The following is a 25,968-nucleotide window of genomic DNA, read 5'->3' as shown; positions in this document are numbered from 1 at the left end:
TTGATCATAAATGGGAGAAAAGCGGGAAGTTGTAGTAATTGGGTCAGGTCCAGGAGGCTATGTGGCCGCTATAAAAGCAGCCCAGTCAGGAAAACAGGTCACAGTTATTGAAAAGAAATCCGCTGGAGGGACATGTCTCAATGTCGGCTGTATTCCGTCTAAGGCATTAATTACTGCAAGCCACCATTTTCAACACATGCTTAACGGGGGACAGATGGGCCTTCAAGCCGGAGAACCGTATGTAAATATGGCCCAATTTCAGCAGTGGAAAAATGGAATTGTGTCGAGGCTCACCGGCGGTGTCAGGCAGCTGCTGAAAGGAAACAAGATAGAGTTTATCGAAGGACGGGCTGAATTCACCGGTAAACACACGATTCAAGTTGCAAGCCAGGAAGGTCAGACGCGGACTCTCCAGTTCAAACATGCGATTATCGCGACAGGCTCCGCGCCTGTGGAACTGCCGGGTCTCTCTTGGAACGACAGAGTTCTCTCCTCAACCGGGGCCCTGGCTTTAGATCATATCCCGGAAAAAATAATTGTCGTCGGCGGCGGATATATTGGGATGGAGCTGGGTACGGCATATGCCAATCTCGGAAGCCGCGTGACATTTCTTGAGGGGGCCAGTCAGCTTCTGCCAGGATTCAGCCAGGAACTGGTGGCCATTGCAGAAAAGAAACTGCAACAATCGGGCAATGTGGATATCGTTAAAAATGCCATGGTTGAAAAAGCCGAAAAACATGGTGATGGAAGGGTTACAGTACAGTATTCAGTGGATGATGAGCTTAAAACGGCCGAAGGCAATTATGTGTTTGTGACAGTGGGCCGTAAACCGAATACAAAAAAATTAGGGTTGGAAAATTGCGGCGTGCAACTGGATGAGCGTGGGTTTATAACGATTAATGACCGATGTGCAACAAGTCAGCCTCATATTTTTGCTGCAGGGGATGTCACGAACGGGCCCGCGCTGGCTCACCGGGCATCCTTCCAGGGAAAAGTCGCAGCAGATAACATTGCCGGGGAAGATTCAGTGGATGAACAGGTCATACCGGCGGTTGTCTTTTCAGATCCGGAACTGGCTTCTGTCGGATTAAGTGTTGAAGAAGCCAAAAAAGCTGGTTACGACGCTGTCAGAAAGTCCTTCCCATTCGCGGCAAACGGACGGGCATTAACAATGGAGAGCAGCAGCGGTTATGTTGAATTAATTCTCAATGAAGAAGACGGGCTGCTGTTAGGGGCCCGCGTAGCAGGTCCGCTCGCTTCGGAATTAATTAATGAATTGACCGTGGCGATCCAGTCCCAGTTAACGGCAGAGGACCTGTCTCTCGCCGTCCATTTCCACCCGTCACTGGGAGAAACCATTATGGAAGCAGCTGAATTTGCGATGGGACATCCTATTCATAAGCTTTAGGCGAATAAAAACTTTAAAGGAGGCTTGGCTAATGAAAGCAGCTGTATGGTATAAGGCTAAAGATTTAAGGGTGGAAGAAGTAACAGAACCGGCTGTTTCTGAACATGATGTGAAAGTGAAAGTGAAATGGTGCGGAATTTGCGGAAGCGACTTGCACGAATATTTAGCCGGGCCGATCTTTATTCCAGTAGACAGTCCGCACCCTATCAGCAAAGAAAAAGCGCCGATTATCATGGGGCATGAATTTGCGGGTGAAGTAGTTGAAACCGGCAGCAAGGTGACCAAACTTCACGTTGGCGACAGAGTGGCGATTGAACCAATTCTGGCTCCGAATGAGAACGGCGAATACAAAGATGAGAAATATAATTTAACAGACTTATTAGGGTTTCACGGGTTGTCGGGAGGCGGCGGCGGATTTTCCCAATATACGGTTGTCGGTGAACATATGGCACATAAACTGCCGGACGAATTGTCTTATGAACAAGGTGCCTTAGTGGAACCGGCTGCTGTAGCGTTGCACGCTATCCGGCAAAGCTCGCTGAAGGCAGGTGATACGGCCGCCGTTTTTGGAGCCGGCCCGATTGGTCTGCTCGTCATTGATGCCTTAAAAGCTGCCGGAGCATCGCAAATATATGCTGTTGAAGTCTCAGAATCCAGAAAAAAGCTAGCTGAACAATTAGGTGCTGTCGTGATCGATCCAAAAGAAGCAGATGCGGTGGAAGAAATACGTAAACTGACTGGAAGCGGCGTGGACGTCTCTTTTGAAGTGACAGGTATTCCTGAGGTGCTGAATCAGTCGATTCACAGTACTCATACCGGAGGCGAAACAGTTATAGTCAGTATCTGGGAATCTGAAGCAGCAATTCAGCCGAATGATATTGTTATAAAAGAAAGAACAGTAAAAGGAATCATTGCCTACCGGCATATTTACCCTGCGGTAATGGAGTTAATGAAACAAGGGTATTTCCAGGGAGAGACAATGATTACGAAGAAAATAGGATTGGACGACGTGGTGAATGAAGGGTTTGAACAGCTAGTAAAAGACAAAAGCCAAATAAAAATCTTAGTCAGCCCTGAATAAGGGATGGTGGTTATGCTTTTCGGGGGTGGGATATTAGGAGTTGTTTAGGTTGGTGCAACGTTGGTAGCACCAACCTTTTTTTGTTTCTTTAAGCTGCCGAATGCGCAGCAATTCTCTGGTTTTCTTCGTGATACGTGGGTTGGTGCTCCTGCGCCGCCTTGGGCTTGCTCGTCGCAGATAAAGACTGCAAGAGCGGTAGCACCAACCTGAATAGTCTCTTTTAAAGCTGCCGAATGCGCAGGTATCCTCTGGTTTTCTTCGTGATACATGTGTTGGTGCTACACCTGTAGCACCAACCTGAATAGTTTCTTTTAAAGCTGCCGGATGCGCAGGTATTCTCGGTTTTTCTTCGTGATACATGTGTAGGTGCAACATCGGTAGCACCAACCTGATTAGTCTCTTTTAAAGCTGCCGAATGCGCAGGTATCCTCTGGTTTTCTTCGTGATACATGTGTTGGTGCTACACCTGTAGCACCAACCTGAATAGTTTCTTTTTAAACTACCAAATGCGCAGGTATTCTCAGTTTTTCGTCGTGATACATGTGTAGGTGCAACATCGGTAGCACCAACCTGAATAGTCTCTTTTAAAGCTGCCGTATGCGCAGGTATTCTCAGTTTTTCGTCCTGATACATGTGTAGGTGCAACGCCGGTAGCACCAACCTAATTAGTTACTATTTAAAGCTCCTCATTTTTCCGCCAGGGGCCTGATGCTGTGTGCAATCAGGAACTGGGCACTGTAATAGGTAATCATGATTAAGACTCCTGAATGGGTGACTTCTGAGATGAACATGTTCCAGGCCAGAATAGAGTCTGAGATAACAAACAGGAGACTTCCAGAGACAGCCCATATGTTTCCAGTCAAAACAGCAGAGAAAAGCATTACAGAGATGACTGCAATATAAAGAATGACGGGGATAATAAGGGGTTCCTCGCCTCCAGTTTTCAGCGCGTCTGTCAATTCTCTTCCTATTATAAAAGAATAAAGAATAATAGGAATAAGAGAAGCCAGTTTTACACGTGTCACTGTCATTTTTGTAAAAAAGCCTGCCAGGTAAAAAAGGTGACCAATTAGAAAAGCCGCCAGACCCGCTATAAATGCGCCTTCAATAAACGCGTCCCCAAGCATACAGAAAAAAAGCCCGGCAAGCATTAGTGTGCTGAAGCGGGAGAACCTGTTTCTATCATGAAGTCTCCGGATAGCATACGCAATAATAAGCCACACAGGAATTAACTTAAATAGGATAATAACAACCAATGATTCGCCAGGTACGTAAAAAATATAGAAAAGACCAGTTACTAAAATTAAAAAAGGCAGTACGTATGCTGATTTGAATTGCTCCATTTCACCCTTCCTCCCACTTAATGATCTTACTCCCGCCTTAATCGACAAGTCTGTAAAACTTCAAATATATGATTTCTATGCAATTACTTCTTTGATAATACCATATAATGTAAAGAGAAAACGAGCAAGGCAGAATACTAAGAAATTCCATTAACTGGGGGGACAGACCCCCCAGTTAATGGAAAACAGCTGCTATTCAAACAATAGCAGCTGTTTCTTTAAACTTGTGTTAATTCTTTGTATTTACTTGAGACGGTGCTCGGCGATACACCGTATTTTTCAGCGGCAGCTTTTTGGGAAATGGCTGCCGTTCCGTCCGTTACGTGTTTATCTGTCCAGTACTCCAGAGCCGCTGCAAAGGTTTCCGGTTTTTGAATGCGCGGTTCTTTAGCTCTTACAAAGCGGATCCAGTGTATTTTTGCTTTTAAATAGCCGGTATATGGTACACGCGTCCAGTCGAGCTCTGAATGGAATAAGGCAAGGACCTTTTTACCGCTTTCTTTAAGCTCGTCTTCCTGATTAAGAACTCCTTGAGCACTGACGAGAAGACTAAGGACTTCAAGGACATCTGGGAAAGTACGTGTAAACAGTTCCTGGTCTGTCTCCCCATCTAAAGAGGCATGCTTCTTTATCCCGTCCCAGGCTTCACAGAAACTCTCAGCTATGCGATTCGGAATGGCTAATGCATCATTTCCTAATGCTTTTCCGTCCGGTGTCGGGTATAAATAGCCAATCACAGAATCGTTTTCCTTCAGATAGGCAGAAGCAGGCGTCTTTTCCAATGTATGAGCCTCTCCGCTAAACATATTTTCAAGAGCCATGTTTTTTTCATCGGCGTAAGTCACACGGAAAAACTCAGGCTGCATGGCCTCCCACTCCTGAAGGAACTCCTGGAACTTTTCCGAGTAGCCTTTCCTGTAATTTTCTGTATAGTCCGAGAGGATGGTTTCGCCCCCGGAAGCGATCGGCTTGTTGAACAGAATCCAGTGAAAGATCAGCTGGGAGAAAGCTTCGCCGTCGCGCTTCTGCATACCTTCAAACTGTTCAGTAAGTTTTGCATAAATCGGTTCAATCTCATCATCGAACCGTTTGCTGTGGTCAAAAATGCGGGGAAGAAGCTCATTAAACGCACGCTGGTCCGGCTCGTCAAACCGCGGTTTCGCCTCCACCTTATGTAAACAGCATTTTTTATATTTCTTCCCGCTTCCGCATAAACACGGGTCGTTCCGTCTTAATGTTGCCATTTCTTTCACCTCGATCTAAAATTCACCCTATCTATAGTTGCAAAAATCCTGCCTTTTGTAAAGCAGTAAGCGGCATGACTCTTAAGTAAAGTCCCGTTCGTAATATTGAATGGAGACTTTTTACTCATATAAAAGGGGTACAATTACACTCTTGTGTAAGGTGAAGGGCTTGGGACTTTGACAGAAAAAGCACTGGTGTACTTACAATTTTTCTAAGCCTGCGCCCTCTGCCTCCGCGTAATTCAGTATTAATAAGAAGGTGGCTGTATTTGTTATTTATTGTTGAAAATCTAGTGATATACAATCAGAAATTGAATGTAAAATTCTAAAAACTCGTTGACATGTTCTTTATTACGAACTAAAATGAGTATTATACAAATTGAAAACGGGATTTTCATTAAACAAATAAGATATTTGTTCTCCATGGGGAACAAACGGTAGTGCAAACTAACTAACCTAAGGGGTGGGAACAGTGGGTGAAAAAGATATCGAAATAAAAAAGATCGTGGCAGCACTGAAAACACGGTTCTGGATCATTCTTTTAATCACCGCGGTCGCAGGAAGCGCAGGCTATGTTTATTCTGAACATACTAAACCGGCACCGCTTTATGATGCTTCTTCCACAGTCATTATTCAGGAAGAACGGTTTAACATGGATACTCTGAAAGTGCTGGTGACAGAACCGGTTGTCCTCGATAAAGTTATTTCCGAATTAAAACTCGAGCAGACACCTCAATCGTTAATTCACCATTTTGTTGCTGAGGATGTCAACTCTTCACAGGTTTTAAGATTCACGGCAACTGATACCACTCCTGAAAACGCCGTAGTTCTTGCTAATACTATTGCCAGCGTCTTTCCGGAAGCTGTTAACGAGACGCTGGGGTATGAGAATGTGGAAGTTCTTTCAGAAGCAAACCTCAGTGAAGCTAAACATCCCATCAACACGCCTTCAGACCGCTTATTTCACGGAAGTATACTCATCGGGCTGATATCTGGAATAGGAATGGCGTTTTTACTGGATAGTCTGGATAACAGGCTGAAAACAGAACGTCAGGTGGAAGCGTTGCTGGAGATACAGGTGCTGGGCACTGTGCCAAAAGCTGCCCCGAGACTGCTTACTTATAAGAAAGAAAAAAGGACAAGCCATTTAAAAAGAGGTGAAACCATTGGGTAATAGATCTTTAAGAAAAAAAGTCGCTTACTTTTGCCAAAACCCTGATTCGGTGATGTCCAGTAACTTTAAAAGAATAAAACTGAATGTGGAATTTGCCTCTCAGGAGAATAACTGTAAAACACTGGTAGTCACTTCTCCCGGAAAAGGAGAAGGAAAGTCCATGGTTGTCTCCAAATTGGCTGTGTCGTTTGCGAGAGAAGGAAAAAAAGTGCTTTTAATAGATTCCGCCGTAAATGCGCCAGTGATCCACCACATTTTTAAGATGAAAAACGGAAAAGGATTAACAAATGTGTTAGCCGGACAAGTGAAATTGCGGGAAGTCATTAATCAGTCGTCCGTAGACGGGCTGAAAATTGTAACGAGCGGTGAAGTCACGTATAACGCCGAAAAGCTTTATCAGTCAAAAGTGATGAACAAGCTGCTGGCGGAAGCAGCCAATGAGTTTGACTATGTGCTGCTGGATTCCCCGGGTGTTCACGAAGGAACTATCACAAAAATTCTTGCCGGTAAATGTGACGGGAGCATTCTCGTCGTTCGAAGTAATAAAACAGAGGATCATGCCGCACTGGATGCTAAAAAAGCTTTGGAAATTGCCAAAGGAAATGTGATTGGTGTCATTATGAATGCGAAACCGAACTCATTTTCCCAGCTGATCAAAAACACCTAAATTTTTTTACTCTTTTTGTTCGTTATTAAGAAGGAATTCAGTTCTATATAAGGAATGAAACGTTTTTCAGGTTATGTCTCCCAGCCTTTATCAATGGAGGCACTCGGCCATACTGTGGGTGGAAACCTTAGATGCGAGTCATCGAAGGTGTGGCGTGAGGAGGGGTTGAATGCCCTTATTCTTTGATTTTTTACCGACTTGAGTTACAGGCTCAAGTGGGTAAAAAAGTTAAAGCCAGCGAATCCGGATGGTACAAACTTTTAAGGAAGGGGGGCAAACAAGTGTCTTATAAAAAAAGAGTTCGACTGCTGTTTTTAATAGACTCTGGTTTAGTCGTTTTAGCTTTTTTACTTAGCTACTATCTGCTTGAATTACACATCATTCCTGAATTTAAATTTATAGCAGCCTTATTGTCGCTGCTGATCAGTTATCATATTGTTTCCTTTTATTATAAATTTTATAAAAAAGCGTGGGAATATGCGAGTATCGGCGAGTTGAAAATTATATTAAAAACTCTCTCATTCTCGATTACTTTTGCACTGCTGGCACACCTTTTAATTTATCAATACACCCCAGCCCGTTTAATGCTCCTGACTGGAACCTTTCAGCTGCTGTTTATTGGAGGAGCCAGGCTGACTTGGAGAATGATGAGGGACAAAATCATCAATAATCAAAACGAGAAAAGAAACACCCTGATCGTAGGGGCGGGGGCGGCAGGAACGATGACGGCCAGACAGCTCCAAAATAATATGGAATCAGAATTAAACCCTGTGGCCTTTATTGACGACGACGTCACTAAACAGAAACTTGATATTTATAACATACCTGTCGTCGGAGGGGTTAAGGCAATCGAATCGGCAGTCAGGAAATATGATATTGAACATATTGTTATCGCCATTCCTTCCTTAAGCAAAAAAGAACTGAACAAGATTTACACCGAATGTGCAAAAACACGGGTGAAGACGCAAATCATGCCAATGATAGAAGATTTGATGACAGGAAAGGTTTCAGTTCATCAATTCAGGGATGTAAAAGTGGAAGACTTGCTTGGCCGAGAGCCAGTGGAACTGGAAGTTGATACGATATCGGAAAATATAACAGGAAAAACAGTGATTGTGACAGGGGCAGGCGGATCCATCGGGTCTGAAATATGCAGGCAAATCTCGGAGTTTCAGCCTGAAACATTAGTGTTACTGGGACACGGCGAGAACAGTATTTACAGTATTGAAATGGAACTTCTGGAAACACATAAGAATTCTCCAATGACCTTCGTTACAGAAATAGCAGATATACAGGACGCTAAAAAAATGACGGCTGTGTTTAATCATTACCAGCCAGATGTGGTCTATCATGCTGCTGCTCATAAACACGTTCCCCTCATGGAACGGAATCCGGAAGAAGCACTTAAAAATAATGTCATTGGCACGATGAACGTGGCAAAAGCGGCTGATCAAAGCGGAGCGCGGACGTTCGTCATGGTATCCTCTGACAAAGCAGTTAACCCGACGAGTGTTATGGGAGCGACAAAGAGACTCGCAGAAATGGTCGTTCAGTCAATGAATAGAGAAAGCACCACCAATTTTACCGTCGTCCGTTTTGGAAACGTGTTAGGAAGCCGCGGAAGCGTCATCCCGCTGTTTACAAAGCAGATCCAAAAAGGGGGGCCGGTAACCATCACCCATCCTGACATGGTGAGATATTTCATGACCATTCCTGAAGCTTCCCGGCTGGTCATTCAGGCGGGCTGTTTAGCCCGGGGCGGTGAAACATTCGTCTTAGATATGGGAGAGCCGGTTAAAATTATGGATTTAGCCACAAACCTGATTAAACTGTCAGGCCATTCAGTAGACGATATCGGGATTGAATTCACCGGGATCCGTTCCGGAGAGAAACTGTATGAAGAATTGTTAAATGATAATGAGGTCCATGACCATCAAATCTATCCAAAAATCTATTTAGGAAAAAGCTCCAATATTTTTATAGAGGAAATCAGGGAAATTATTGTCTCTTACGCCTTGTTTAATAAGGAGGCTTTAAGAGAGAAGCTGATCAGTCTCGCGAATAAGCAAATGAAAGAACAAGAAAAAGCAGAAGCTCTGTCTGCTCATTAGGTACCAGGGGGGATTAGACTTATGAAGGTAAGAAAAGCTATTATTCCGGCAGCCGGACTGGGGACACGTTTTTTGCCAGCCACGAAAGCCATGCCTAAAGAAATGCTTCCCATTGTCGACAAACCGACAATTCAATACATTGTAGAAGAAGCGGTCGCTTCAGGAATTGAAGATATTATTATTGTCACCGGCAAAGGCAAACGGGCAATAGAGGATCATTTCGATAACTCGTTTGAACTGGAGCAGAACTTATTAAATAAAGGGAAGATGAGTTTACTGGATGAGGTTCAGAAATCGTCAAAAGTAGATATTCATTATATCCGCCAAAAGGAACCGAAAGGGCTTGGCCATGCTGTATGGTGTGCGAGGAAGTTTATAGGCGACGAACCTTTCGCCGTCCTATTAGGTGATGACATTGTCCGTTCCGATAAACCGTGCTTAAAGCAATTGATGGAGTGCTATGACAGGTATAAAGCTTCGATTCTGGGAGTACAGACGGTAAAGGATGATGAAGTGTCGCGTTATGGCATTGTGGGAGGAAAGGAAATAGGCGAAAGAATTTATACGGTCAGAGAATTGGTTGAAAAGCCTGCTGCTGAATCGGCCCCATCTAATCTCGCCATCTTAGGACGCTATATTTTGAGCCCGCAAATATTCTCTGTATTAGAGAATCAGGAACCCGGTTCAGGCGGCGAAATCCAGTTAACGGATGCCATTGCCAGGCTCAACCAAAAAGAAGCCGTGTATGCTTATGACTTTGAAGGTGTGCGGTATGATGTCGGTGAAAAATTCGGTTTTATCCAGACGTCCATCGAATTTGCCCTTCAAAGAGAAGATTTAAAATTTCAGCTGTTAACGTACCTTTCTTCCATACTTGATAAAGAAACGATCAAATAATCATAAGCAGGTGATCGTATGCCAAAAAAAATACTTCTGTGTGCAACCGTGGATTACCATTTTAAAGCCTTCCATCTCCCAACAATGAAATGGTTTAAAGAGCAAGGGTGGGAGGTTCATGTCGCGGCTTCAGGCAGGATGGCGCTGCCTTATACAGATAAGAAGTTTACTATACCGATTCAGCGGTCGCCATTCAGTCTGGCAAATGTCAACGGGTATAAATCACTCAGAAAGGTTATAGAAAATAACGATTACGCCATGATTCATTGTCACACTCCTTTGGGCGGCGTACTGGCAAGGCTGGCGGCTAGAACAGCAAGGAAAATGAAAGGGACAAAAGTCATTTATACAGCTCATGGTTTTCATTTCTGTAAAGGAGCCCCTTACGTGAATTGGATTATTTACTATCCGATTGAGAAATACCTGGCATCCTTAACAGACAGTCTGATAACGATCAATCATGAGGATCACAGGCTCGCCCTCAATCATAAATTTAAAAGCACGAGCATTGAACACGTGCACGGTGTAGGGGTGGATACCACACGCTTTCAACCTGTTGGAAAAACTGAAAAGGCAGAAAGGAAGAAATCATTTGGTTATCAATCAAATGATTTTTTAATGTGTTATACAGCTGAATTTAACAAAAATAAAAATCAGAAGCTGCTCATAAAAGCACTGGCTGCTGTAAAAGATCAAATGTCGAATGCACGGCTGCTGCTGGCCGGTGAAGGCAAATTATTAGAAGAGTGCAGGCAGATTGCCGCTGACTCAGGGGTTAGTGATCAGGTTGACTTCCTCGGTTTCAGAAACGACATCGATCAGTTTTTGCCAATATGCGATCTGGCCTTGTCCTCCAGTTACAGAGAAGGGCTGCCGGTAAATATTATGGAAGCGCAGGCCTGTGGACTGCCGGCCATTGTATTGAAGAACAGAGGGCATTCGGAATTAGTAGTAAACGGCGTGAACGGCTATGTCATAGAGAAAGATGATACCCTCGCTTTTGCTGAAAAAATGCTGGAATTATATCAGCAGGAAGAACTGCGCAACAAATTCAGTGAAAAGACAGTCTCTCACGTTGCCAAATACTCTCTTCCAAAAGTCACGAACGAGCTGGAGATTATTTATAACAGGTACATGAACGAAGTGGAGGGATATGAGTGGGCGATCCAATAAGGGTGCTGCATGCTGTAGTTAATATGAACCGCGGCGGAGCTGAAACTCTTCTCATGAACTTATATAGAAATATCGACCGCGAGAAGGTCCAATTTGATTTTCTGACCTGCAAAGAAGGCGATTTTGACAGGGAAATTACAGAGATGGGCGGCATCATTCACCGAATCCCTTATGTAACAGAGAAAGGGCATTTCGGGTACGTAAAGGCGTTAAATCACTTTTTTTCTACGCATAAAGAGTATGTGATTGTCCATTCCCATATGGATAAAATGAGCGGGATCGTCCTGAGAGAGGCACAAAAAAATAACGTTCCAATAAGAATTGCCCACAGCCATAATACGAGCAGTGAAGGGGGAACGGCAGCCAGGCTGTATAAGTGGTACGCCGGAAGAACCGTTCTCTCCAGCGCCACTCATTTGCTGGCCTGCTCACAGGCAGCTGCAAACTGGCTGTTTAAAGGCAAGGTAGGTCAGGCTGTCATATTGAAAAACGGAATCGAAGTAGATAAATACAGGTTCTGTTCCGAGACAAGACAGCGCATCAGAAAAGAATTAGGTCTCACAGACCAAAAGATTATAGGGCATGTAGGAAGGTTCAACCATCAAAAGAACCACACATTTCTTATTGGTATTTTTTTAAAACTTCATCAATCCATGCCGGAGACAAGGCTCGTACTGGCAGGGGATGGCCCCTTAAAACCGAAGATCGAGCAGAAAGTAAAAAATTTAAATCTTGAGAAGAAAGTCATCTTTACCGGCGTAAGAAGCGATATCCATCATCTGCTTCAAGCCTTTGATTTATTTTTATTTCCGTCGCTGCATGAGGGGTTGCCCGTGACTTTAATTGAAGCTCAAGGTGCAGGGCTCCCTTGCGTAATTTCTAATGAAATTACTAAGGAAGCAGATATGGGAATGGGTTTGATGAGTTATGTTCCCCTTGGCAGCACAGAGAGGTGGATAGAGGAAATTAAGAAAGCTCTTAACCTGCCGAAGGAGCGGGAGGAAGCTAACCGTTTTTTAACTGAGAAAGGGTATGATATCAAAACGAGTGCAGCCTGGACACAAGGTTTTTACTCAGCAATCTGAGGTGACTAAAGTGAAAAAATTAACTGTTTTCACTCCTTCGTTTAATAGAGCGTATTGTTTGCACCAGTGTTATAACAGCCTGAAAGAGCAAATATGCAAAGACTTCATCTGGTTAATTATTGACGATGGTTCGACTGACGGCACGAAAGAACTGGTGATGGACTGGGTAGCAGAAAACGAACTGGACATCCAGTATGTCCGGCAGGAAAACCAGGGGATGCACGGGGCGCATAACACAGCTTATGACAGGATAGAGACAGAATTAAATGTCTGTATTGATTCTGACGATTCCATGCCTCCTGACGCTGTAGAAGAAATTCTCACTTTCTGGGAAGCTAACAGGAGTGAGGATGTCAGCGGGATCATCGGCCTTGATGTCCGCACGGACGGCAATATAATAGGCACAAAACTCCCGGACCACATAGAGAAGTCCACCTTATTTGATCTTCATTATAAACACGGGGTCACAGGGGATAAAAAGCTCGTGTACCGGACAGCACTCTCAAAAAAGTACCCTTATCCGCTTTTTAAAGGTGAAAAATACGTGGGATTAGCCTACAAGTACTACAAGTTAGATGAAGACTATCCTATGCTTCTGTTAAATAAACCGCTTTGTATCGTTGAATACCTCCCTGACGGCTCATCTAATAACATGTTCAGGCAATACCGGAAAAACCCGAAAGGCTTTGCTTTCTACAGGAAAGAGCTGATGAAACTGCCGTTTGCGAAAAAAACATTTAAATTCCGCCAGGCCATTCATTATGTCTCAAGCAGCTTAATGATAAAAAACAGACAGTTCATAGAAGAAACGCCAAATAAACTGTTAACTGTTTTCGCCATTCCATTAGGCATCGTTTTGTATGTGTATGTGTTAGCGAAACAGAATTAACAGTCAAGAGGGGGCAGTTATGGAACGGACCGTAAATATAGGTGTGGCAGGCACAGGCTTTATTGCAAGAGGATTAGTGTATGCCTTGGAAAGTCAGGATGATTTAACCGTTGCCAGCGTATTAACCCGCCGGCAGATGGAGGAGATCAAAAATTTTCCGGATAAGAGTGTGCTGACCAACAATGTAGAACAGTTTATTGAAAGCTCCGATTTAATTGTTGAATGCAGCGGCGATGTCATTCACGGGACGGCAGTCATTGACAAAGCAATCAGTGCTTCACTTCCGGTAATTACAATGAACTCGGAGTTACAAATCACTACAGGATCATATTTTGCCCGCAGGGGTTTTATTACAGAAGCGGAAGGGGACCAGCCCGGCTCTCTGGCGGCTTTGAAGGAAAATGTGGAGCAAATGGGGTTTAAACCTTTAGTTTATGGCAATATAAAAGGATTTCTAAATACGAACCCGTCCAGAGAAGATATGCTTTACTGGGCTGAACGAAACGGCATCAGTTTACAAATGGTCACTTCTTTTACTGACGGTACGAAAGTGCAAATCGAGCAGGCGTTAGCAGCTAACGGTCTTCAGGCAGATATTGCTGCTCCTGGGCTGCTTGGGTTTAAAGCGGCTGATATCAATCAAGGTGGAACGAGGCTTGCCAATGAAGCTGCCAGGTTAAATCGTCCAATCAGTGATTACCTTCTCTGCCCGAAAGGTCCTGCAGGAGTGTTTATTACCGCAACGCATGACGATATACAGCAGCAGCCTCTCAGTTATTTAAAAATGGGAGAAGGCCCTTACTATACTCTGGTTCAAACCTTTCATCTCTGTCATTTGGAAATAATGAAAACAATCCGGCGAGTGTTAAATGGAGAAGGGGTTCTCCTCAATAATACGGCTTCCCCTTCAATCAGCGTAGCTGCTATCGCAAAACGTAAGCTTTTCCCCGGCGATAAAATAATTAAAGGGATCGGCAGCTTTGAAGTAAGAGGAGAAGCAGTAAAAATGAAGGCTGAACCAGAGCATATTCCAATCGGTTTAATTGCGGATGCCACAGTGACAAGGGTGGTGGAGGAGGGCCAAATTTTAACTTTTTCAGATGCAGAGCTGCCGGAGTCATTGGCCTTAAAAGCCTGGCGTGAGGTTGCCGGAAATGCATTAATCATGGAGTAGGGGACTTTCTGAATCTATTACGGCCTCTGGATTGGAAGGGACAATTATGACAATTCTTTATATGAATTTAGCACTTGTGTTCAGTTTTTCATTAGGAGCGAGGCACCTCAGGGATTCTGCATTATCTGTCACTAGTGAGGCCCCTTACATGAAACCGGGCTATTTTTTTATGTTCGTCTCCTTAGCTTCATTGGTGGTTGTGTCGGGGATGCGGAATAACATTGGCGATACGTATGTCTACAGAAATATATTTGAGTCAAATGAGTTCACGTGGGAGTATGTTCAAAGTCAGAAAGATATGGGCTTTGGCGTGCTGCAGATGATTTTAAAAATGTTTACGGATAACGCCCAGGTGTTAATATTTACTGCCGCATTAATTACGAACGTACTAATCGTCCTTGTATTATACAAATACACAAAGTTATTCGAGCTAAGCTTATTTGTCTTTATTGCTTCAGGCATGTACCTCGTCTCTATGAACGGCATCAGGCAGTATTTAGCAGCAGCCATTATATTTGCTTCCACTAAATTTATTCTGGAAGGCAGTTTTGTAAAATATGCTCTTGTTGTTTTACTGGCTTCCACCTTTCATCAAAGTGCGCTCGTTCTTCTTCCCATCTATTTTATTGTCAGAAGGGAGGCGTGGACAAAAACAACATTTCTGATTTTGTTTTCAGCTATTTTAATTGTGCTTGGTTACAATCAGTTTTCAGAGCTCCTCTTCTCGACACTTGGAGAAGACGGTTACGGAGGATACAGTGACTTTGATGAGGGCGGCGCCAATATTATCAGAGTGGCAGTTGGGTCGGCCCCGCTTATTCTTGCCTTTCTCGGAAGGGATAAATTCAGGGAACTGTTTCCTAAGTGCGATTACATTGTTAATTTAGCACTATTGGGAGTTATCTTTATGATCGTAGCCACCCAGAACTGGCTTTTTGCAAGGCTGTCTATTTATTTTGATTTGTATAATTTAATACTGATTTCCTGGGTAGTGCATTTATTTGCGGTAAAAGACAGGAAACTCATCTATTATGCGATCGTCGTCTGTTATTTTTTCTTTTTTATTTATGAATATGTGATTACATTAAACATTGAATACAGAAGTGACTTTCTGGAATTCCTGGATCCGGATAAGGGACCGCTCTTCTTACAGAGCTGATAGGAGGGAGCAGATTGAAAAGGGGTTTCGATTTCTTAGTATCACTGTCATTAATTATCGTTTTGCTGCCATTAATAGTAATGATCGCATGTCTCGTCAGAATGAAACTGGGGTCTCCCGTCTTATTCAAACAGAAGCGTCCCGGTTTAAATAATAAGCCCTTTACTTTTTATAAATTCCGAAGCATGACTGATGAAAAAGATAATGATGGCATCCTGCTTGCCGATGATAAGCGGCTTACCCCATTTGGACTGTTTTTAAGAAAGTTTAGCCTTGATGAACTTCCGCAGCTGTTAAACGTGTTAAAAGGGGAACTGAGCCTGGTGGGTCCGAGACCGTTGTTAATGGAATATTTACCGTTGTATACCGAAAAGCATCTGCAGCGGCATCGTGTGAGGCCTGGAATTACGGGGTGGGCGCAGATTAACGGGCGCAATAACTTGTCGTGGGAGGAAAAATTTGATTTGGATGTCTGGTATGTCAATAATCGGTCGTTCTGGCTGGACATCAAAATCCTGCTCTTAACGGGATATAAAGTCTTTAAATCAGAAGGAATAAACCAGCCGGGAACTGCCACAGCAGAGAAATTCAGAGGATTAAACTCGAAAGTGAGTGGCGGCCATGAGTAGAAAAGTGATGATCATAGGTCATGGAGGACACAGTAAAGTTATTACAGATGTAATTAAAACGAATCCTCATTTGGAACTGGCAGGGTATTTGGATGATAAATACGATCAGATCACCTATAGGAACGGGTTATATTATGGCCCGGTCCTTCTGGCAAGCCAGTTTATTAAAAGGCTGAGCGTCAGATTAATTATTGGGATTGGCAATAACGAGGTGAGGCAAAAGGTCGCACAGAAACTGAATATTCCTCCTGAATTTTATATGACATTAGCCCACCGTTCAGCCGTTATTAGTTCAAGTGCGTCAATAGGCTCAGGGACAGTAGTGATGGCAAACGCGGTCATTAATGCAGACAGTCAGGTAGGCAGCCACTGTATTATTAACACCGGTGCTGTCGTGGAACACGATAATGTACTTGGAGATTTTGTTCATATTTCTCCAAACGCTACATTAGCCGGTGCCGTTAAGATTAATGAAGGCGCACACGTAGGAGCAGGTGTGACAGTCATACCGGGAAAGAAAGTGGGAGAATGGTCAGTCATAGGAGCGGGCGCCACCGTTATTACAAATATCCCTTCCCATTGCACGGCTGTAGGGGTTCCTGCAAAGATGAAAGTAAAAGAGTTGTGAGAAATGTCAAAGACAGTCACTGGACAAAAACAGTCAAACAATCATCCTTTTTATAAGTGATTAATATTCAAACGAGCTGTGTTTCCAAAACAGGTCGTTTTTTTTATGTTCTTTAAAGTTTCATAAGTTACCAGTCGAGAGGAAGATGAAAATGATATTAACAGGGACTGCAGTGACAGAATGACCAGGAAGAAAATATGTTTTATAACGACGACGTCTATTACAATAAAAAGCTTTCTAACAGGGCAAATGGCCTTTTTGAAAGAGCATGGCTACGACATCACTGCTGTTTGCGCCAAGGATGACAGCCTCATTAATGATCTGCCGCCCACTGTAACTTATATGCCGCTCAAAATGAAACGGGGAATCGACGGCCCGGGTGCAGTCTTAAGTATATTTTTTCTGTACCGCTTCCTGAAAAAAGAAAAGTTTGACATTGTACAATATTCCACCCCGAATGCGTCCATATACGCTGCCATAGCTTCCCGGCTCGCAAAAGTCCCTGTCCGATTATATTGCCAGTGGGGCATCCGTTATACGGGCTTTAATGGCTGGAAGCGAAAGCTGTTTAAAGCGATTGAAAAGGTCACTTGTTCCCTTTCAACATGTATTGAACCGGACAGTTACGGAAATCTAAAATTTAGTCATCAGGAAGGGTTATACACACCTTCCAAAAGCAGAGTCATATGGAATGGCAGTGCAAACGGTGTAGATTTATCTAAGTTTGATATTTCAAAAAAAGAAGCCTGGCGGCAGGAAATCCGTATGAAGAATAACATCAGTGACAATGATTTTGTGCTTGGCTTCATCGGCAGGTTAGATAAGGATAAAGGGATTAATGAACTTTTTGCAGCTTATAAATCTATTTCGGCAAGATATCCAGGTACGAAGCTGCTTCTGGTCGGTCCTAAGGATAATTCTGGAGGGCTTCATGCACGTTTACTTGAGCGGTCGGGAAAGAACGAGTCGGTCATTTACAGCGGTTTTACCACACAAGTAGAAAAATATGCGGCGGCAATGGACGTCTTTATTTTACCAAGTTACCGTGAAGGATTCGGTTCAGTGGTGATTGAAGCTGAAGCAATGGGGGTCCCTGTCATAGTGACAGATATTCCGGGACCGACGGATGCGATCCAGGAAAATGATACCGGGCTCCTGATCCAAAAAGGCTGTTCACGCTCTTTAGTGAACGCCATTGAGACGTTGATCATGAACCCTGATTTGTGCGCAAAGATGAGTAAAAATGCCAATAGGTTTGTACGCGAGCATTTCGAACAGAAAAAACTGTGGAAGTATATTTTAGAAGATCGCGAAATGCTTTATAAAGAGAATAGTTCTTCTAAGGAGGACAGCAATGGACACACACAATCCCAAAGTGTCGATCATTATGGGGGCTTATAATTGCGCTCCTACACTAACGGAATGTATAGAGTCTTTGCTGAACCAGACCTATACAAACTGGGAACTGATTCTATGTGATGATGGATCAACGGACCAAACTTACGATATAGCTGAAAAGTACGCAGATGCATACAAGCAAATTATTCTAATACAAAATAAAAAAAATGAAGGCCTCGCTTATACGCTTAACCGTTGTCTGAAGTACGCAAAAGGGGATTACATTGCCAGGCAGGACGGCGATGACAGATCCAGACCTGAGCGGCTGGAAAAAGAAACTGCTGTCCTAAAAAACCACCCTGAATTTGACATAGTCAGTACAGGGATGGCTTTTTTTGATGAACGCGGGTACTGGGGAGAGATGACATCGGCGGAAAGGCCTCAGCCTGGTGATTTTATTACCCAGTCCCCGTTCTGTCATGCCCCTTGTATGATCCGCCGGCAAGCATTGCTGGATGTGAAGGGGTACAGCACCGACCGGAAAACATACCGGGCAGAAGATTATGACCTCTGGTTCAGGATGTACGCGAATGGATCCCGCGGATATAATATTCCGGAACCTCTTTATGATGTAAGAGATGACAGGGGAGCTATTGCCAGAAGAAAGTATATTTACAGATTAAACGAAGCTTATGTGCGTTTTACCGGTTATAAACGGCTTAAGTTGCCATTCAAATCATATCCCTATGTTCTCAGGACCCTGATTATTGGCATACTTCCCGGCTGGGCGTACAGGAAGCTGCGAAGAAAAAGGTATAGATTTTCATGAAAAACAGCCCGTAAATCTTTAGGGAGGTGTGTATCCAGTGGGAAAAATGTCTTCTAAAAAAATATATCTTTCACCGCCTCATCTTAGCGGTTATGAACTGAATTTTATAACCGATGCGTTGAAATCGAACTGGGTTGCTCCGTTAGGGCCGAATGTGGACGGTTTCGAAAAAGAACTGGCGGATTATTTAGGAGTCCGGAATGCTGCAGCCTTAAGTTCAGGGACGGCGGCGATTCACCTGGCTCTTATTTTGTCTGGAGTAAAAGAAGGGGACACGGTCTTTTGTTCCACGCTCACATTCGTAGCCAGCGCCAATCCGATTCTTTATGAGAAAGCCCGGCCGGTCTTTATTGATTCCGATCGGGAATCATGGAACATGTGTCCGCAAGCCTTGGAGAGAGCATTGACAGAAGCTTATCATATAGGGCGGCTTCCTAAAGCGGTCATTGTGGTTAACCTTTATGGACAAATGGCGAAGATGGAAGAGATCACTTATCTATGCCATAAATTCAGAGTCCCGCTCATTGAAGATGCGGCCGAGTCACTTGGCTCCACTTATAACATGAGGCCTGGCGGTACATTTGGGAGCTTTGGCGTATTTTCATTTAACGGAAATAAAATTATCACCACGTCAGGAGGCGGAATGTTAACGTCAAACAGCACAAGTGCGATAAATAAAGCACGGTTCTTAGCCACTCAGTCAAAAGACCAGGCGCTGCATTACCAGCACAGTGAGGTCGGTTTTAACTACCGGATGAGTAATTTATCAGCTGGAGTAGGAAGAGCGCAATTGCTTGTTTTAAATGACAGAGTAAAAGCGAAAAGAGCGGTATTCAATAAGTATTACAACGAACTTGCCGGGGTGCCTGGAATTGAGTTTATGCCGGAATTAGCCGGGACTATGTCCAACAGGTGGCTGACAGCATTAACAGTTAATGAAAAGCAGGCAGGTTTTTCAAATTTAACATTGTTAAAATCTCTGGCTAAAGAAAACATCGAGGCACGCCCGGTGTGGAAACCGCTGCATCTGCAGCCGCTTTTTGAAGGGGCAGAATATTACCCGCATTCAAAAGAATTAAGTGTCTCAGAAGAGCTGTTTAACTCGGGGATCTGTCTTCCCTCGGGAACGAATATGAGTGATGAAGACCAGCAGCGGGTGATTGACTGTATAAAGAGCCATGTACAAGTAAAGGCAGTGTGACTAAAGGCTGTCATAACCTGATAGATGGAGCGAAAACATATGAAACAAGTCAAACGTATAAAAGTGCTGCATGTTGTCGGAGCGATGAACCGTGCAGGAACAGAAACAATGTTAATGACTATTTTCAGAAGTATAGACAGGGAAAAAATTCAATTTGATTTTATTTCATACAGTGAGGAAGAGGCCCATTACGATAAGGAAATCAGACAGCTGGGAGGCAGAGTGATCAGGCTCTCGAGGACGAATTCAGTCAGACAGCATATAGACGTTATAAAGAAGTACGGCCCATATGACGCTGTTCATTCCCATACTCTGTTCCATTGCGGCATCGCTAATCTGGCGGCGCGGCTATCCGGGGTGAAGATCAGAATCGCCCATGCCCACACGACTTTGGACAAAAGCGACCGGCTATTACGGAAACTGTATATTCATTCCATGCGGCTGGTCATTAATACGTTTTCTACCCACCGGTTGTCCTGCAGTAAAGAAGCAGGGCGTTATTTATTTGGAGAAAAATTAGAGAATAGGCGTCATTATATGTATTTTCCTAACCTTATCGACTGCTCACCGTTTTTGGAAGACCAGGAAGACGGTGTTAAGGCATTTAAAGAAGAAAAACAGTTGGAAAACAATCTGGTGATCGGGCATATCGGAAGATTTATGGATGCTAAAAACCACCATTTTTTACTGGAGGTTCTGCAGAGTCTGCTTAAGAAGGATGCCCCAGTTAAACTGCTGCTGGTGGGTGATGGCGAATTAAGAGAAGAAATAGAAAAAGAGGCCGAAAAGAAAAAGTTAACCAGCCATATATGTTTTGCCGGAATTAGAGAGGATATCCCGGCCATGCTGCAGAGCATGGACATCTTTGTTTTCCCTTCAATTTATGAAGGATTAGGGCTGGTCCTTCTGGAGGCCCAGGCAACGGGATTGCCTTGTGTCGTATCCGAAGCTATACAGCCTGAAGCAGATTTGGATATAGGCCTGGTTACACAGATACCACTGGCAAACGGATCTGACGCGTGGGCGGAACGAATATTAAAGGTGGCCGCTCAAAAAGAAACAGATAAAGAAAAGATCATGACTGCCTTTAAGGAAAAAGAGTACGCATTAAATACAGGCCTTTCAAAGCTTGAGAAGATTTATAACCTGTCATGAAGTCAGGAGGGGCATATGAAGAGAGTATTAGTGTCTTCATTCGATATGGAAGTTGGCGGAGTGGAACGAAGCCTGGTCAGCATGCTGAACAATTTTGATTATGACAAGCATCAGGTGGACCTTATGCTCTACAGCCATTCAGGTGAATTTATGACTCTGCTGAATAATCGGGCTCGTCTTTTGGATGAGGTAAGAGCGTATAAAACATTCAGGCTATCGATCGGGGACACGATTAAAAGAGGAGAAGTCCTGCTGGCTGCAATCCGTCTGCTAGCCAAATCTAAAGCAGCCTGGAACAAGTCGCCTGAAACCGGTTATAAACAGATGCAGTACATGTGGAAATATTCATTACCTTTTTTACCGAAAGCAGATAAAGAGTATGACATCGCGATCAGTTATTTATGGCCCCATTACTTTATCGCTTATAAAGTAAAGGCGAAACAGAAAATCGCCTGGATTCATACAGATTTTTCCACAGTTGATACGGATGTGGAGATGGATCTTGCTATGTGGGATCAGTTCGATCATATTGTGGCTGTGTCTGATGGCTGCAGGGCTTCCTTTATTACGAAGTACCCTTCGCTAGCGAAAAAGGTTCTGGTAATAGAAAATATTACGTCACCGGAACTCGTCACAAACCTGGCAGCTGAGAATGAAGAGAACCTGATGAAAAGGGATCACAGATTTAAAATCATTACGGTAGCCAGATTTTCATATGCAAAAGGAATCGATCAGGCAATTAATGCCTTGAAGTTACTGAAAGACAAAGGGGTGCGCGACATTGCGTGGTATGTGGTCGGTTATGGAGGAGACCAGGCTGAACTGGAAAAGCTTGTGGCTTCCCACGAGCTTCACGACAGTTTTATTTTTCTGGGGAAGAAGACAAATCCCTATCCTTATATGAAAGAAGCGGACTTGTATGTCCAGCCCTCCCGTTATGAAGGGAAAGCAGTAACGGTGGGAGAAGCGCAAATACTTGGTAAGCCTGTCATGATTACAAATTACCCGACGGCCGTAAGTCAGGTGACCCATGGGGTGAATGGGTATATTTGTGAGTTATCCGTTCAGGGAATTGCTGACGGGATCTACGAGTTATATATGAATGAACTTATGAGACGCTCAATCGGCAATCGCTGTAAAAACACGGATTACAGAAACACTGGGGAATTAGAAAAACTATACACAATCATGTAAGGAGGAACAATAATGGAACACTTAGTGAGCATCATTGTTCCTGTATATAAAGTAGAAAAATATATTGACCGATGTATTCAGAGCCTTATTAACCAGACTTATAAACAATTGGAAATTATTCTTGTGGATGACGGATCCCCTGATAACTGCGGAAAAATTGCCGATAACTATGCTGCAAAAGACAGCAGAATCAAAGCCTTTCATAAAAAAAACGGTGGCTTATCTGATGCCCGGAATTATGGGGCACAGTACGTAACCGGGAAATTTACTCTCTTTGTAGACAGTGACGACTGGCTGGAAGACAACATGGTGGAAAAGCTGGTGGCCTATAGTTTGAAGTATGAAGCTGATGTGGTGCAATCAGCTTTTTATTATGCCCACGACGATTATCTGCTTTATGACAACCGTTATTACGAAAAAGATGAGCCGCCGGTTATTTTGAATAACTATGAGCTTATGACTGAACTGGTCATTAATGAACGGGTGAAGAATTTTGCCTGGGGGAAGCTTTATAAAACGAGTCTGATAGAAGATATTCCTTTCGAAAAAGGGGTGCTGTTTGAAGATGTGTTTTGGGCGCATAAGGTGATGGAGAGAGCCGAGAGATATGTGATTTTACACGAGCCGCTCTGTTATTACTACCAGCGGAATGACAGTATAGTCGCCGCCTACACTCCGAGAAATCTGGATATCATCAAAGGATTGAAAGAAAGGCACGCGTTTATCGAATCACGCTATCCTGATTTAATAGACGAATCATACCGACTGATTCTGAAAACTCATCTGGAGCATTATCTGCTTCTTTTTTTAAATAGACAGAAAGATCCTGGTGGTTTTTATCGGAAAGGCATACAGCAATACATTAATGCCAACTACCAAAATTTAAAGAAAGCTGTGGAAAATAACCATGAGCTGAACAGGCAGCTTGACTATTTTTCATGGCATCCATTTCTGTACACCGCCTTTATTGGAGCAAGAAAAGTGTTCAGGAAATTCAGGCTGGCCCCGCAGCCGGTCAAGCTAAAGCAAATTAATATTTGAAAGGAGGTGGTCTGACAGATGGGAGAGCAAATTAAGAAAGGAATGGCACTGTTAATTATTCATCTGTTTAATTGTCTTCCTATCAGAAAGAATAAACTCTTTTTTATGAGTTATTACGGCAGCCAGTATGGGTGCAACCCTAAATATATAACCGAATATATATTGAATCATTACCCGTCAGACACCTTCGATATCGTCTGGGCTTTTAACGAACCGGATCACATGGGCCGGGAAACCGGGTTCAGGAAAGTAAAAGTCATGTCACTGAGGTATTTTTACGACATGTGTACAGCCAAAGTGATTATTACAAACTTCCGGACAACCGATTTATTCGTAAAGAGGAAAAAACAGCATTATATCCAAACGTGGCACAGCTCTTTACGTCTTAAGCAAATTGAGAAAGATGCTGAAAATTTTCTTCCGGAAAATTATGTGAAGATGGCAAAAAAAGATTCCCGGAAGTGCGATGTCCTTTTGTCAGGATGCCAATTAAGTACCGACATCTTTAAGCGCTCGTTCTGGTTTGAAGGCGACATTATGGAAACAGGGACACCGAGAAATGATCTGTTTTTTCATACGGACCATCAAAAAAAGGAAGATATTTTAAAGAAATTGGGGATTAAAGCTGGCGAGAAGGTCGTTTTATATGCGCCTACATTTCGGAAAGACCAGGGCCTTGACGTCTATAAATTTGACTATAAAAAGGTGCTTGACGAGCTGGCCAGCAAGTACGGAGGAAGCTGGAAGCTGCTCATTAAGCTCCATCCCCATATGAGAAATAAGTCAAAAGACCTGATGTTTGGAAAAAGGGTGATTGATGTGACGCCATACAATGATATTCAGGAGCTCCTCTACATTTCTGATGTATTAATTTCGGATTATTCGTCTCTGATGTTTGATTTTACATTGACGAAACGGCCCTGCTTCCTGTATGTCCCTGATCTTAACGATTATTTGACACATGAACGAGGGCTTTATTTCGAAATTAAAAAACTTCCGTTTATTCACGCCGAAAGCAGTGAGGAGCTGCTTGAGAAAATCAGAAAGTTTGAAGAGGAAGAGTATCAAAATCAAATTGACCATTTTACTGCGGCCACAGGTACGTTTGAAAAAGGAAACGCCTGCCAGCAAGTGACTGAACATATAAAAGCAGTCTGTGGGACAGAAAAGGAGAGGATTCAACTTGAAGCCATATAAAATAGGGTACACAACCGGGGTGTTTGATTTGTTTCATGTAGGGCACCTCAACATACTAAAAAGGGCAAAAGAACAGTGTGACTATTTAATTGTCGGAGTCAGCACGGATGAACTGGTCAATAATTATAAAAATAAGCAGCCTGTCATTCCTTTTCATGAAAGAGTGGCAATAGTGGACGGCATTAAATATGTCGATGAGGTCGTCCCCCAAATGGATCGGGATAAATTCGGAGCATGGGAAAGATTAAAATTCAACGCCATGTTTGTAGGGGATGACTGGAGAGGCAGCCCGATCTTTATGGAACTCGAACAGAAATTTGAGCCTCATGGAGTAAAGGTCGTCTATTTCCCTTACACACGGGGTGTGTCGTCAACGATCGTTAAGCAGAAGATTAATATTTAACAGCAAGGGAGCGACGATTATGGGAGAGCCGGCAATAAGTATTATTGTTCCTGTTTATAACTCTGAACCGTATATTAGAAAATGTTTAGACAGTATCCTTTCCCAAACTTATACCAATTTCGAACTTATTATTGTTAATGACGGATCCCCAGATCAAAGTGGAATGATTATCAAAGAATATGCAAAAAAAGATGAGAGAATAAGGGTTTTGAATAAAGAAAATGGAGGAGTTTGTTCAGCAAGGAATGCAGGGATAAACATAGCTACAGGTAAATATATTGGATTTGTTGATGCAGATGATTGGATTTATGAGGATATGTTTCAAACTTTAGTTGAATTATGTGAAGACACAAAAAGTGACATTTCAGTTTGTTGCCTGTACAGGGAAGTGGATAATCATGTAATTGCTTATGAGAGAGAACCATTTATAAAGGAAATGGATAATTTAGAAGCAATGAAAGAGCTTTTTAGTGGACGACTATTTAGGTTTGCAGTGTGGGCAAAATTATATAAAAAAAGCTGCTTTAAAAATATTAAATATCCGGAAGACAGGATGCTTGATGATTTGCCAACTACCTATAAAGTTTTTGCCAACGCACACAAGGTCGTTTTTACAAGTTATACCGGATATATATATGTGAAGAGAGAAAATAGTATATTAACTTCTAAATATAATGAGAAAAAGCTGGATGTTTTCTTAGGGTGGGATGAAATAATCACCTTTATGAATGATAAATACCCTCAATTATCCGATGAATATATTTCCTGTTTTGTATACTATAGCCTGGATCATGTCTATAAAATTATAAATAGTGTGAAAGATACAAATCATAAAGATAAATACATTCTCTATATTCAACAGTTTGTTCGTAAGTACTATAAAGATATATTAAAAAACAGGCGTCTCTCGTTCAAGTATAAGTATTTAATGTCCTTATTAAATTATAA

General features: G+C 42.9%; 25 protein-coding genes. 22 read left to right on the top strand and 3 right to left on the bottom strand.

All coding sequences use genetic code 11. From position 1 onward, the window contains the following. Positions 1 to 10: 10 nt before the first annotated feature. Both lpdA and K8O68_RS08855 read left to right on the top strand, forming a co-directional pair. Positions 11 to 1,408, top strand: coding sequence for a dihydrolipoyl dehydrogenase (gene lpdA, locus K8O68_RS08860; protein ID WP_230896539.1), 1,398 nt, complete (start codon positions 11 to 13; stop codon positions 1,406 to 1,408). Between the two features lie 31 nt (positions 1,409 to 1,439). After that, entirely contained in the window at positions 1,440 to 2,489 is a 1,050-nt protein-coding gene (locus K8O68_RS08855; protein ID WP_230896538.1) for a 2,3-butanediol dehydrogenase, read from the top strand. 44 nt (positions 2,490 to 2,533) lie between these two features. Here the strand turns inward: K8O68_RS08855 and K8O68_RS08850 are convergent, their stop codons facing one another. The 3 genes from K8O68_RS08850 to K8O68_RS08840 form a co-directional block, all read right to left on the bottom strand. After that, positions 2,534 to 2,758, bottom strand: coding sequence for a hypothetical protein (locus K8O68_RS08850; protein WP_230896537.1), 225 nt, complete (start codon positions 2,756 to 2,758; stop codon positions 2,534 to 2,536). 417 nt (positions 2,759 to 3,175) lie between these two features. Further along, the gene (locus tag K8O68_RS08845; RefSeq protein ID WP_230896536.1) at positions 3,176 to 3,832 is read right to left on the bottom strand and encodes a lysoplasmalogenase; all 657 of its coding nucleotides are present in this window, start codon (positions 3,830 to 3,832) and stop codon (positions 3,176 to 3,178) included. Positions 3,833 to 4,050: 218 nt separating this feature from the next. Next, entirely contained in the window at positions 4,051 to 5,076 is a 1,026-nt protein-coding gene (locus K8O68_RS08840) for an SEC-C domain-containing protein (protein ID WP_230896535.1), read from the bottom strand. Positions 5,077 to 5,548: 472 nt separating this feature from the next. Here K8O68_RS08840 and K8O68_RS08835 point away from each other — a divergent pair, with 472 nt between their 5' ends. From K8O68_RS08835 to K8O68_RS08740, 20 genes are all read left to right on the top strand, one after another. After that, positions 5,549 to 6,250: a YveK family protein gene (locus K8O68_RS08835; protein ID WP_230896534.1), complete on the top strand. Its 702-nt coding sequence runs from the start codon at positions 5,549 to 5,551 to the stop codon at positions 6,248 to 6,250. Next, positions 6,243 to 6,917 (top strand): CpsD/CapB family tyrosine-protein kinase, encoded by a 675-nt coding sequence (locus K8O68_RS08830; RefSeq protein ID WP_230896533.1) that lies wholly within the window; start codon positions 6,243 to 6,245, stop codon positions 6,915 to 6,917. Before K8O68_RS08835 ends, K8O68_RS08830 begins: the two co-directional genes overlap by 8 nt. Before the next feature lie 281 nt (positions 6,918 to 7,198). Further along, positions 7,199 to 9,028: a polysaccharide biosynthesis protein gene (locus tag K8O68_RS08825; RefSeq protein WP_230896532.1), complete on the top strand. Its 1,830-nt coding sequence runs from the start codon at positions 7,199 to 7,201 to the stop codon at positions 9,026 to 9,028. Positions 9,029 to 9,049: 21 nt separating this feature from the next. Next, complete coding sequence (galU, locus tag K8O68_RS08820) at positions 9,050 to 9,925, top strand: UTP--glucose-1-phosphate uridylyltransferase GalU (RefSeq protein ID WP_230896531.1); 876 nt, start codon at positions 9,050 to 9,052, stop codon at positions 9,923 to 9,925. Between the two features lie 18 nt (positions 9,926 to 9,943). Next, on the top strand, positions 9,944 to 11,098 hold the full coding sequence (locus tag K8O68_RS08815) for a glycosyltransferase family 4 protein (protein WP_230896530.1): 1,155 nt from the start codon (positions 9,944 to 9,946) through the stop codon (positions 11,096 to 11,098). After that, entirely contained in the window at positions 11,083 to 12,183 is a 1,101-nt protein-coding gene (locus K8O68_RS08810; RefSeq protein WP_230896529.1) for a glycosyltransferase family 1 protein, read from the top strand. The genes K8O68_RS08815 and K8O68_RS08810 overlap by 16 nt, the downstream gene beginning before the upstream one ends. A gap of 10 nt (positions 12,184 to 12,193) precedes the next feature. Next, entirely contained in the window at positions 12,194 to 13,072 is an 879-nt protein-coding gene (locus K8O68_RS08805; protein ID WP_230896528.1) for a glycosyltransferase family 2 protein, read from the top strand. A 19-nt stretch (positions 13,073 to 13,091) separates the two neighbouring features. Next, positions 13,092 to 14,246, top strand: coding sequence for an NAD(P)-dependent oxidoreductase (locus tag K8O68_RS08800; protein ID WP_230896527.1), 1,155 nt, complete (start codon positions 13,092 to 13,094; stop codon positions 14,244 to 14,246). A gap of 46 nt (positions 14,247 to 14,292) precedes the next feature. Next, complete coding sequence (locus K8O68_RS08795; RefSeq protein WP_230896526.1) at positions 14,293 to 15,405, top strand: EpsG family protein; 1,113 nt, start codon at positions 14,293 to 14,295, stop codon at positions 15,403 to 15,405. Between the two features lie 14 nt (positions 15,406 to 15,419). After that, positions 15,420 to 16,034 (top strand): sugar transferase, encoded by a 615-nt coding sequence (locus tag K8O68_RS08790; protein WP_235788457.1) that lies wholly within the window; start codon positions 15,420 to 15,422, stop codon positions 16,032 to 16,034. Next, positions 16,027 to 16,662: an acetyltransferase gene (locus K8O68_RS08785; RefSeq protein ID WP_230896525.1), complete on the top strand. Its 636-nt coding sequence runs from the start codon at positions 16,027 to 16,029 to the stop codon at positions 16,660 to 16,662. The genes K8O68_RS08790 and K8O68_RS08785 overlap by 8 nt, the downstream gene beginning before the upstream one ends. A 180-nt stretch (positions 16,663 to 16,842) precedes the next feature. After that, positions 16,843 to 18,063 carry a glycosyltransferase family 4 protein gene (locus K8O68_RS08780; protein WP_230896524.1) on the top strand — a complete coding sequence of 407 codons (1,221 nt, stop codon included), beginning with the start codon at positions 16,843 to 16,845 and terminating at the stop codon, positions 18,061 to 18,063. Next, positions 18,017 to 18,829 carry a glycosyltransferase family 2 protein gene (locus K8O68_RS08775; protein ID WP_230896523.1) on the top strand — a complete coding sequence of 271 codons (813 nt, stop codon included), beginning with the start codon at positions 18,017 to 18,019 and terminating at the stop codon, positions 18,827 to 18,829. Before K8O68_RS08780 ends, K8O68_RS08775 begins: the two co-directional genes overlap by 47 nt. Before the next feature lie 46 nt (positions 18,830 to 18,875). Beyond that, positions 18,876 to 20,030, top strand: coding sequence for a DegT/DnrJ/EryC1/StrS family aminotransferase (locus K8O68_RS08770; protein ID WP_230896602.1), 1,155 nt, complete (start codon positions 18,876 to 18,878; stop codon positions 20,028 to 20,030). 39 nt (positions 20,031 to 20,069) lie between these two features. Further along, a complete protein-coding gene (locus K8O68_RS08765; protein ID WP_230896522.1) occupies positions 20,070 to 21,185 on the top strand; it encodes a glycosyltransferase family 1 protein in 1,116 nt (371 codons plus the stop codon). A 15-nt stretch (positions 21,186 to 21,200) separates the two neighbouring features. Next, the gene (locus K8O68_RS08760) at positions 21,201 to 22,379 is read left to right on the top strand and encodes a glycosyltransferase (protein WP_230896521.1); all 1,179 of its coding nucleotides are present in this window, start codon (positions 21,201 to 21,203) and stop codon (positions 22,377 to 22,379) included. A gap of 12 nt (positions 22,380 to 22,391) precedes the next feature. Further along, positions 22,392 to 23,420 carry a glycosyltransferase family 2 protein gene (locus K8O68_RS08755; RefSeq protein WP_230896520.1) on the top strand — a complete coding sequence of 343 codons (1,029 nt, stop codon included), beginning with the start codon at positions 22,392 to 22,394 and terminating at the stop codon, positions 23,418 to 23,420. Between the two features lie 18 nt (positions 23,421 to 23,438). Further along, positions 23,439 to 24,617 carry a CDP-glycerol glycerophosphotransferase family protein gene (locus tag K8O68_RS08750; protein ID WP_230896519.1) on the top strand — a complete coding sequence of 393 codons (1,179 nt, stop codon included), beginning with the start codon at positions 23,439 to 23,441 and terminating at the stop codon, positions 24,615 to 24,617. Next, positions 24,604 to 25,020: an FAD synthase family protein gene (locus K8O68_RS08745; RefSeq protein WP_230896518.1), complete on the top strand. Its 417-nt coding sequence runs from the start codon at positions 24,604 to 24,606 to the stop codon at positions 25,018 to 25,020. The genes K8O68_RS08750 and K8O68_RS08745 overlap by 14 nt, the downstream gene beginning before the upstream one ends. A gap of 19 nt (positions 25,021 to 25,039) precedes the next feature. Next, positions 25,040 to 25,968 (top strand): glycosyltransferase family 2 protein (locus tag K8O68_RS08740; protein ID WP_230896517.1); only part of this gene is annotated, 929 nt, incomplete at its 3' end.

Source organism: Salipaludibacillus sp. CUR1 (genome assembly GCF_021028955.1).
GTDB lineage: Bacteria > Bacillota > Bacilli > Bacillales > Salisediminibacteriaceae > Salipaludibacillus.
The sequence above is the reverse complement of the archived record's forward strand: the minus strand, read 5'-3'. Positions and strand labels throughout refer to the sequence as shown.

Excerpts from the sequence above, each read along its gene's own strand:
- K8O68_RS08765 (WP_230896522.1), top strand. The coding sequence starts at position 20,070 with ATGAAACAAGTCAAACGTATAAAAGTGCTGCATGTTGTCGGAGCGATG.
- K8O68_RS08775 (WP_230896523.1), top strand. The coding sequence starts at position 18,017 with ATGGACACACACAATCCCAAAGTGTCGATCATTATGGGGGCTTATAAT.
- K8O68_RS08780 (WP_230896524.1), top strand. The coding sequence starts at position 16,843 with ATGACCAGGAAGAAAATATGTTTTATAACGACGACGTCTATTACAATA.
- K8O68_RS08755 (WP_230896520.1), top strand. The coding sequence starts at position 22,392 with ATGGAACACTTAGTGAGCATCATTGTTCCTGTATATAAAGTAGAAAAA.
- K8O68_RS08760 (WP_230896521.1), top strand. The coding sequence starts at position 21,201 with ATGAAGAGAGTATTAGTGTCTTCATTCGATATGGAAGTTGGCGGAGTG.
- galU (WP_230896531.1), top strand. The coding sequence starts at position 9,050 with ATGAAGGTAAGAAAAGCTATTATTCCGGCAGCCGGACTGGGGACACGT.
- K8O68_RS08750 (WP_230896519.1), top strand. The coding sequence starts at position 23,439 with ATGGGAGAGCAAATTAAGAAAGGAATGGCACTGTTAATTATTCATCTG.
- K8O68_RS08840 (WP_230896535.1), bottom strand. The coding sequence starts at position 5,076 with ATGGCAACATTAAGACGGAACGACCCGTGTTTATGCGGAAGCGGGAAG.
- K8O68_RS08795 (WP_230896526.1), top strand. The coding sequence starts at position 14,293 with ATGACAATTCTTTATATGAATTTAGCACTTGTGTTCAGTTTTTCATTA.
- K8O68_RS08785 (WP_230896525.1), top strand. The coding sequence starts at position 16,027 with ATGAGTAGAAAAGTGATGATCATAGGTCATGGAGGACACAGTAAAGTT.
- K8O68_RS08815 (WP_230896530.1), top strand. The coding sequence starts at position 9,944 with ATGCCAAAAAAAATACTTCTGTGTGCAACCGTGGATTACCATTTTAAA.
- K8O68_RS08845 (WP_230896536.1), bottom strand. The coding sequence starts at position 3,832 with ATGGAGCAATTCAAATCAGCATACGTACTGCCTTTTTTAATTTTAGTA.
- K8O68_RS08855 (WP_230896538.1), top strand. The coding sequence starts at position 1,440 with ATGAAAGCAGCTGTATGGTATAAGGCTAAAGATTTAAGGGTGGAAGAA.
- K8O68_RS08800 (WP_230896527.1), top strand. The coding sequence starts at position 13,092 with ATGGAACGGACCGTAAATATAGGTGTGGCAGGCACAGGCTTTATTGCA.
- K8O68_RS08770 (WP_230896602.1), top strand. The coding sequence starts at position 18,876 with ATGTCTTCTAAAAAAATATATCTTTCACCGCCTCATCTTAGCGGTTAT.
- lpdA (WP_230896539.1), top strand. The coding sequence starts at position 11 with ATGGGAGAAAAGCGGGAAGTTGTAGTAATTGGGTCAGGTCCAGGAGGC.
- K8O68_RS08850 (WP_230896537.1), bottom strand. The coding sequence starts at position 2,758 with ATGTATCACGAAGAAAACCAGAGGATACCTGCGCATTCGGCAGCTTTA.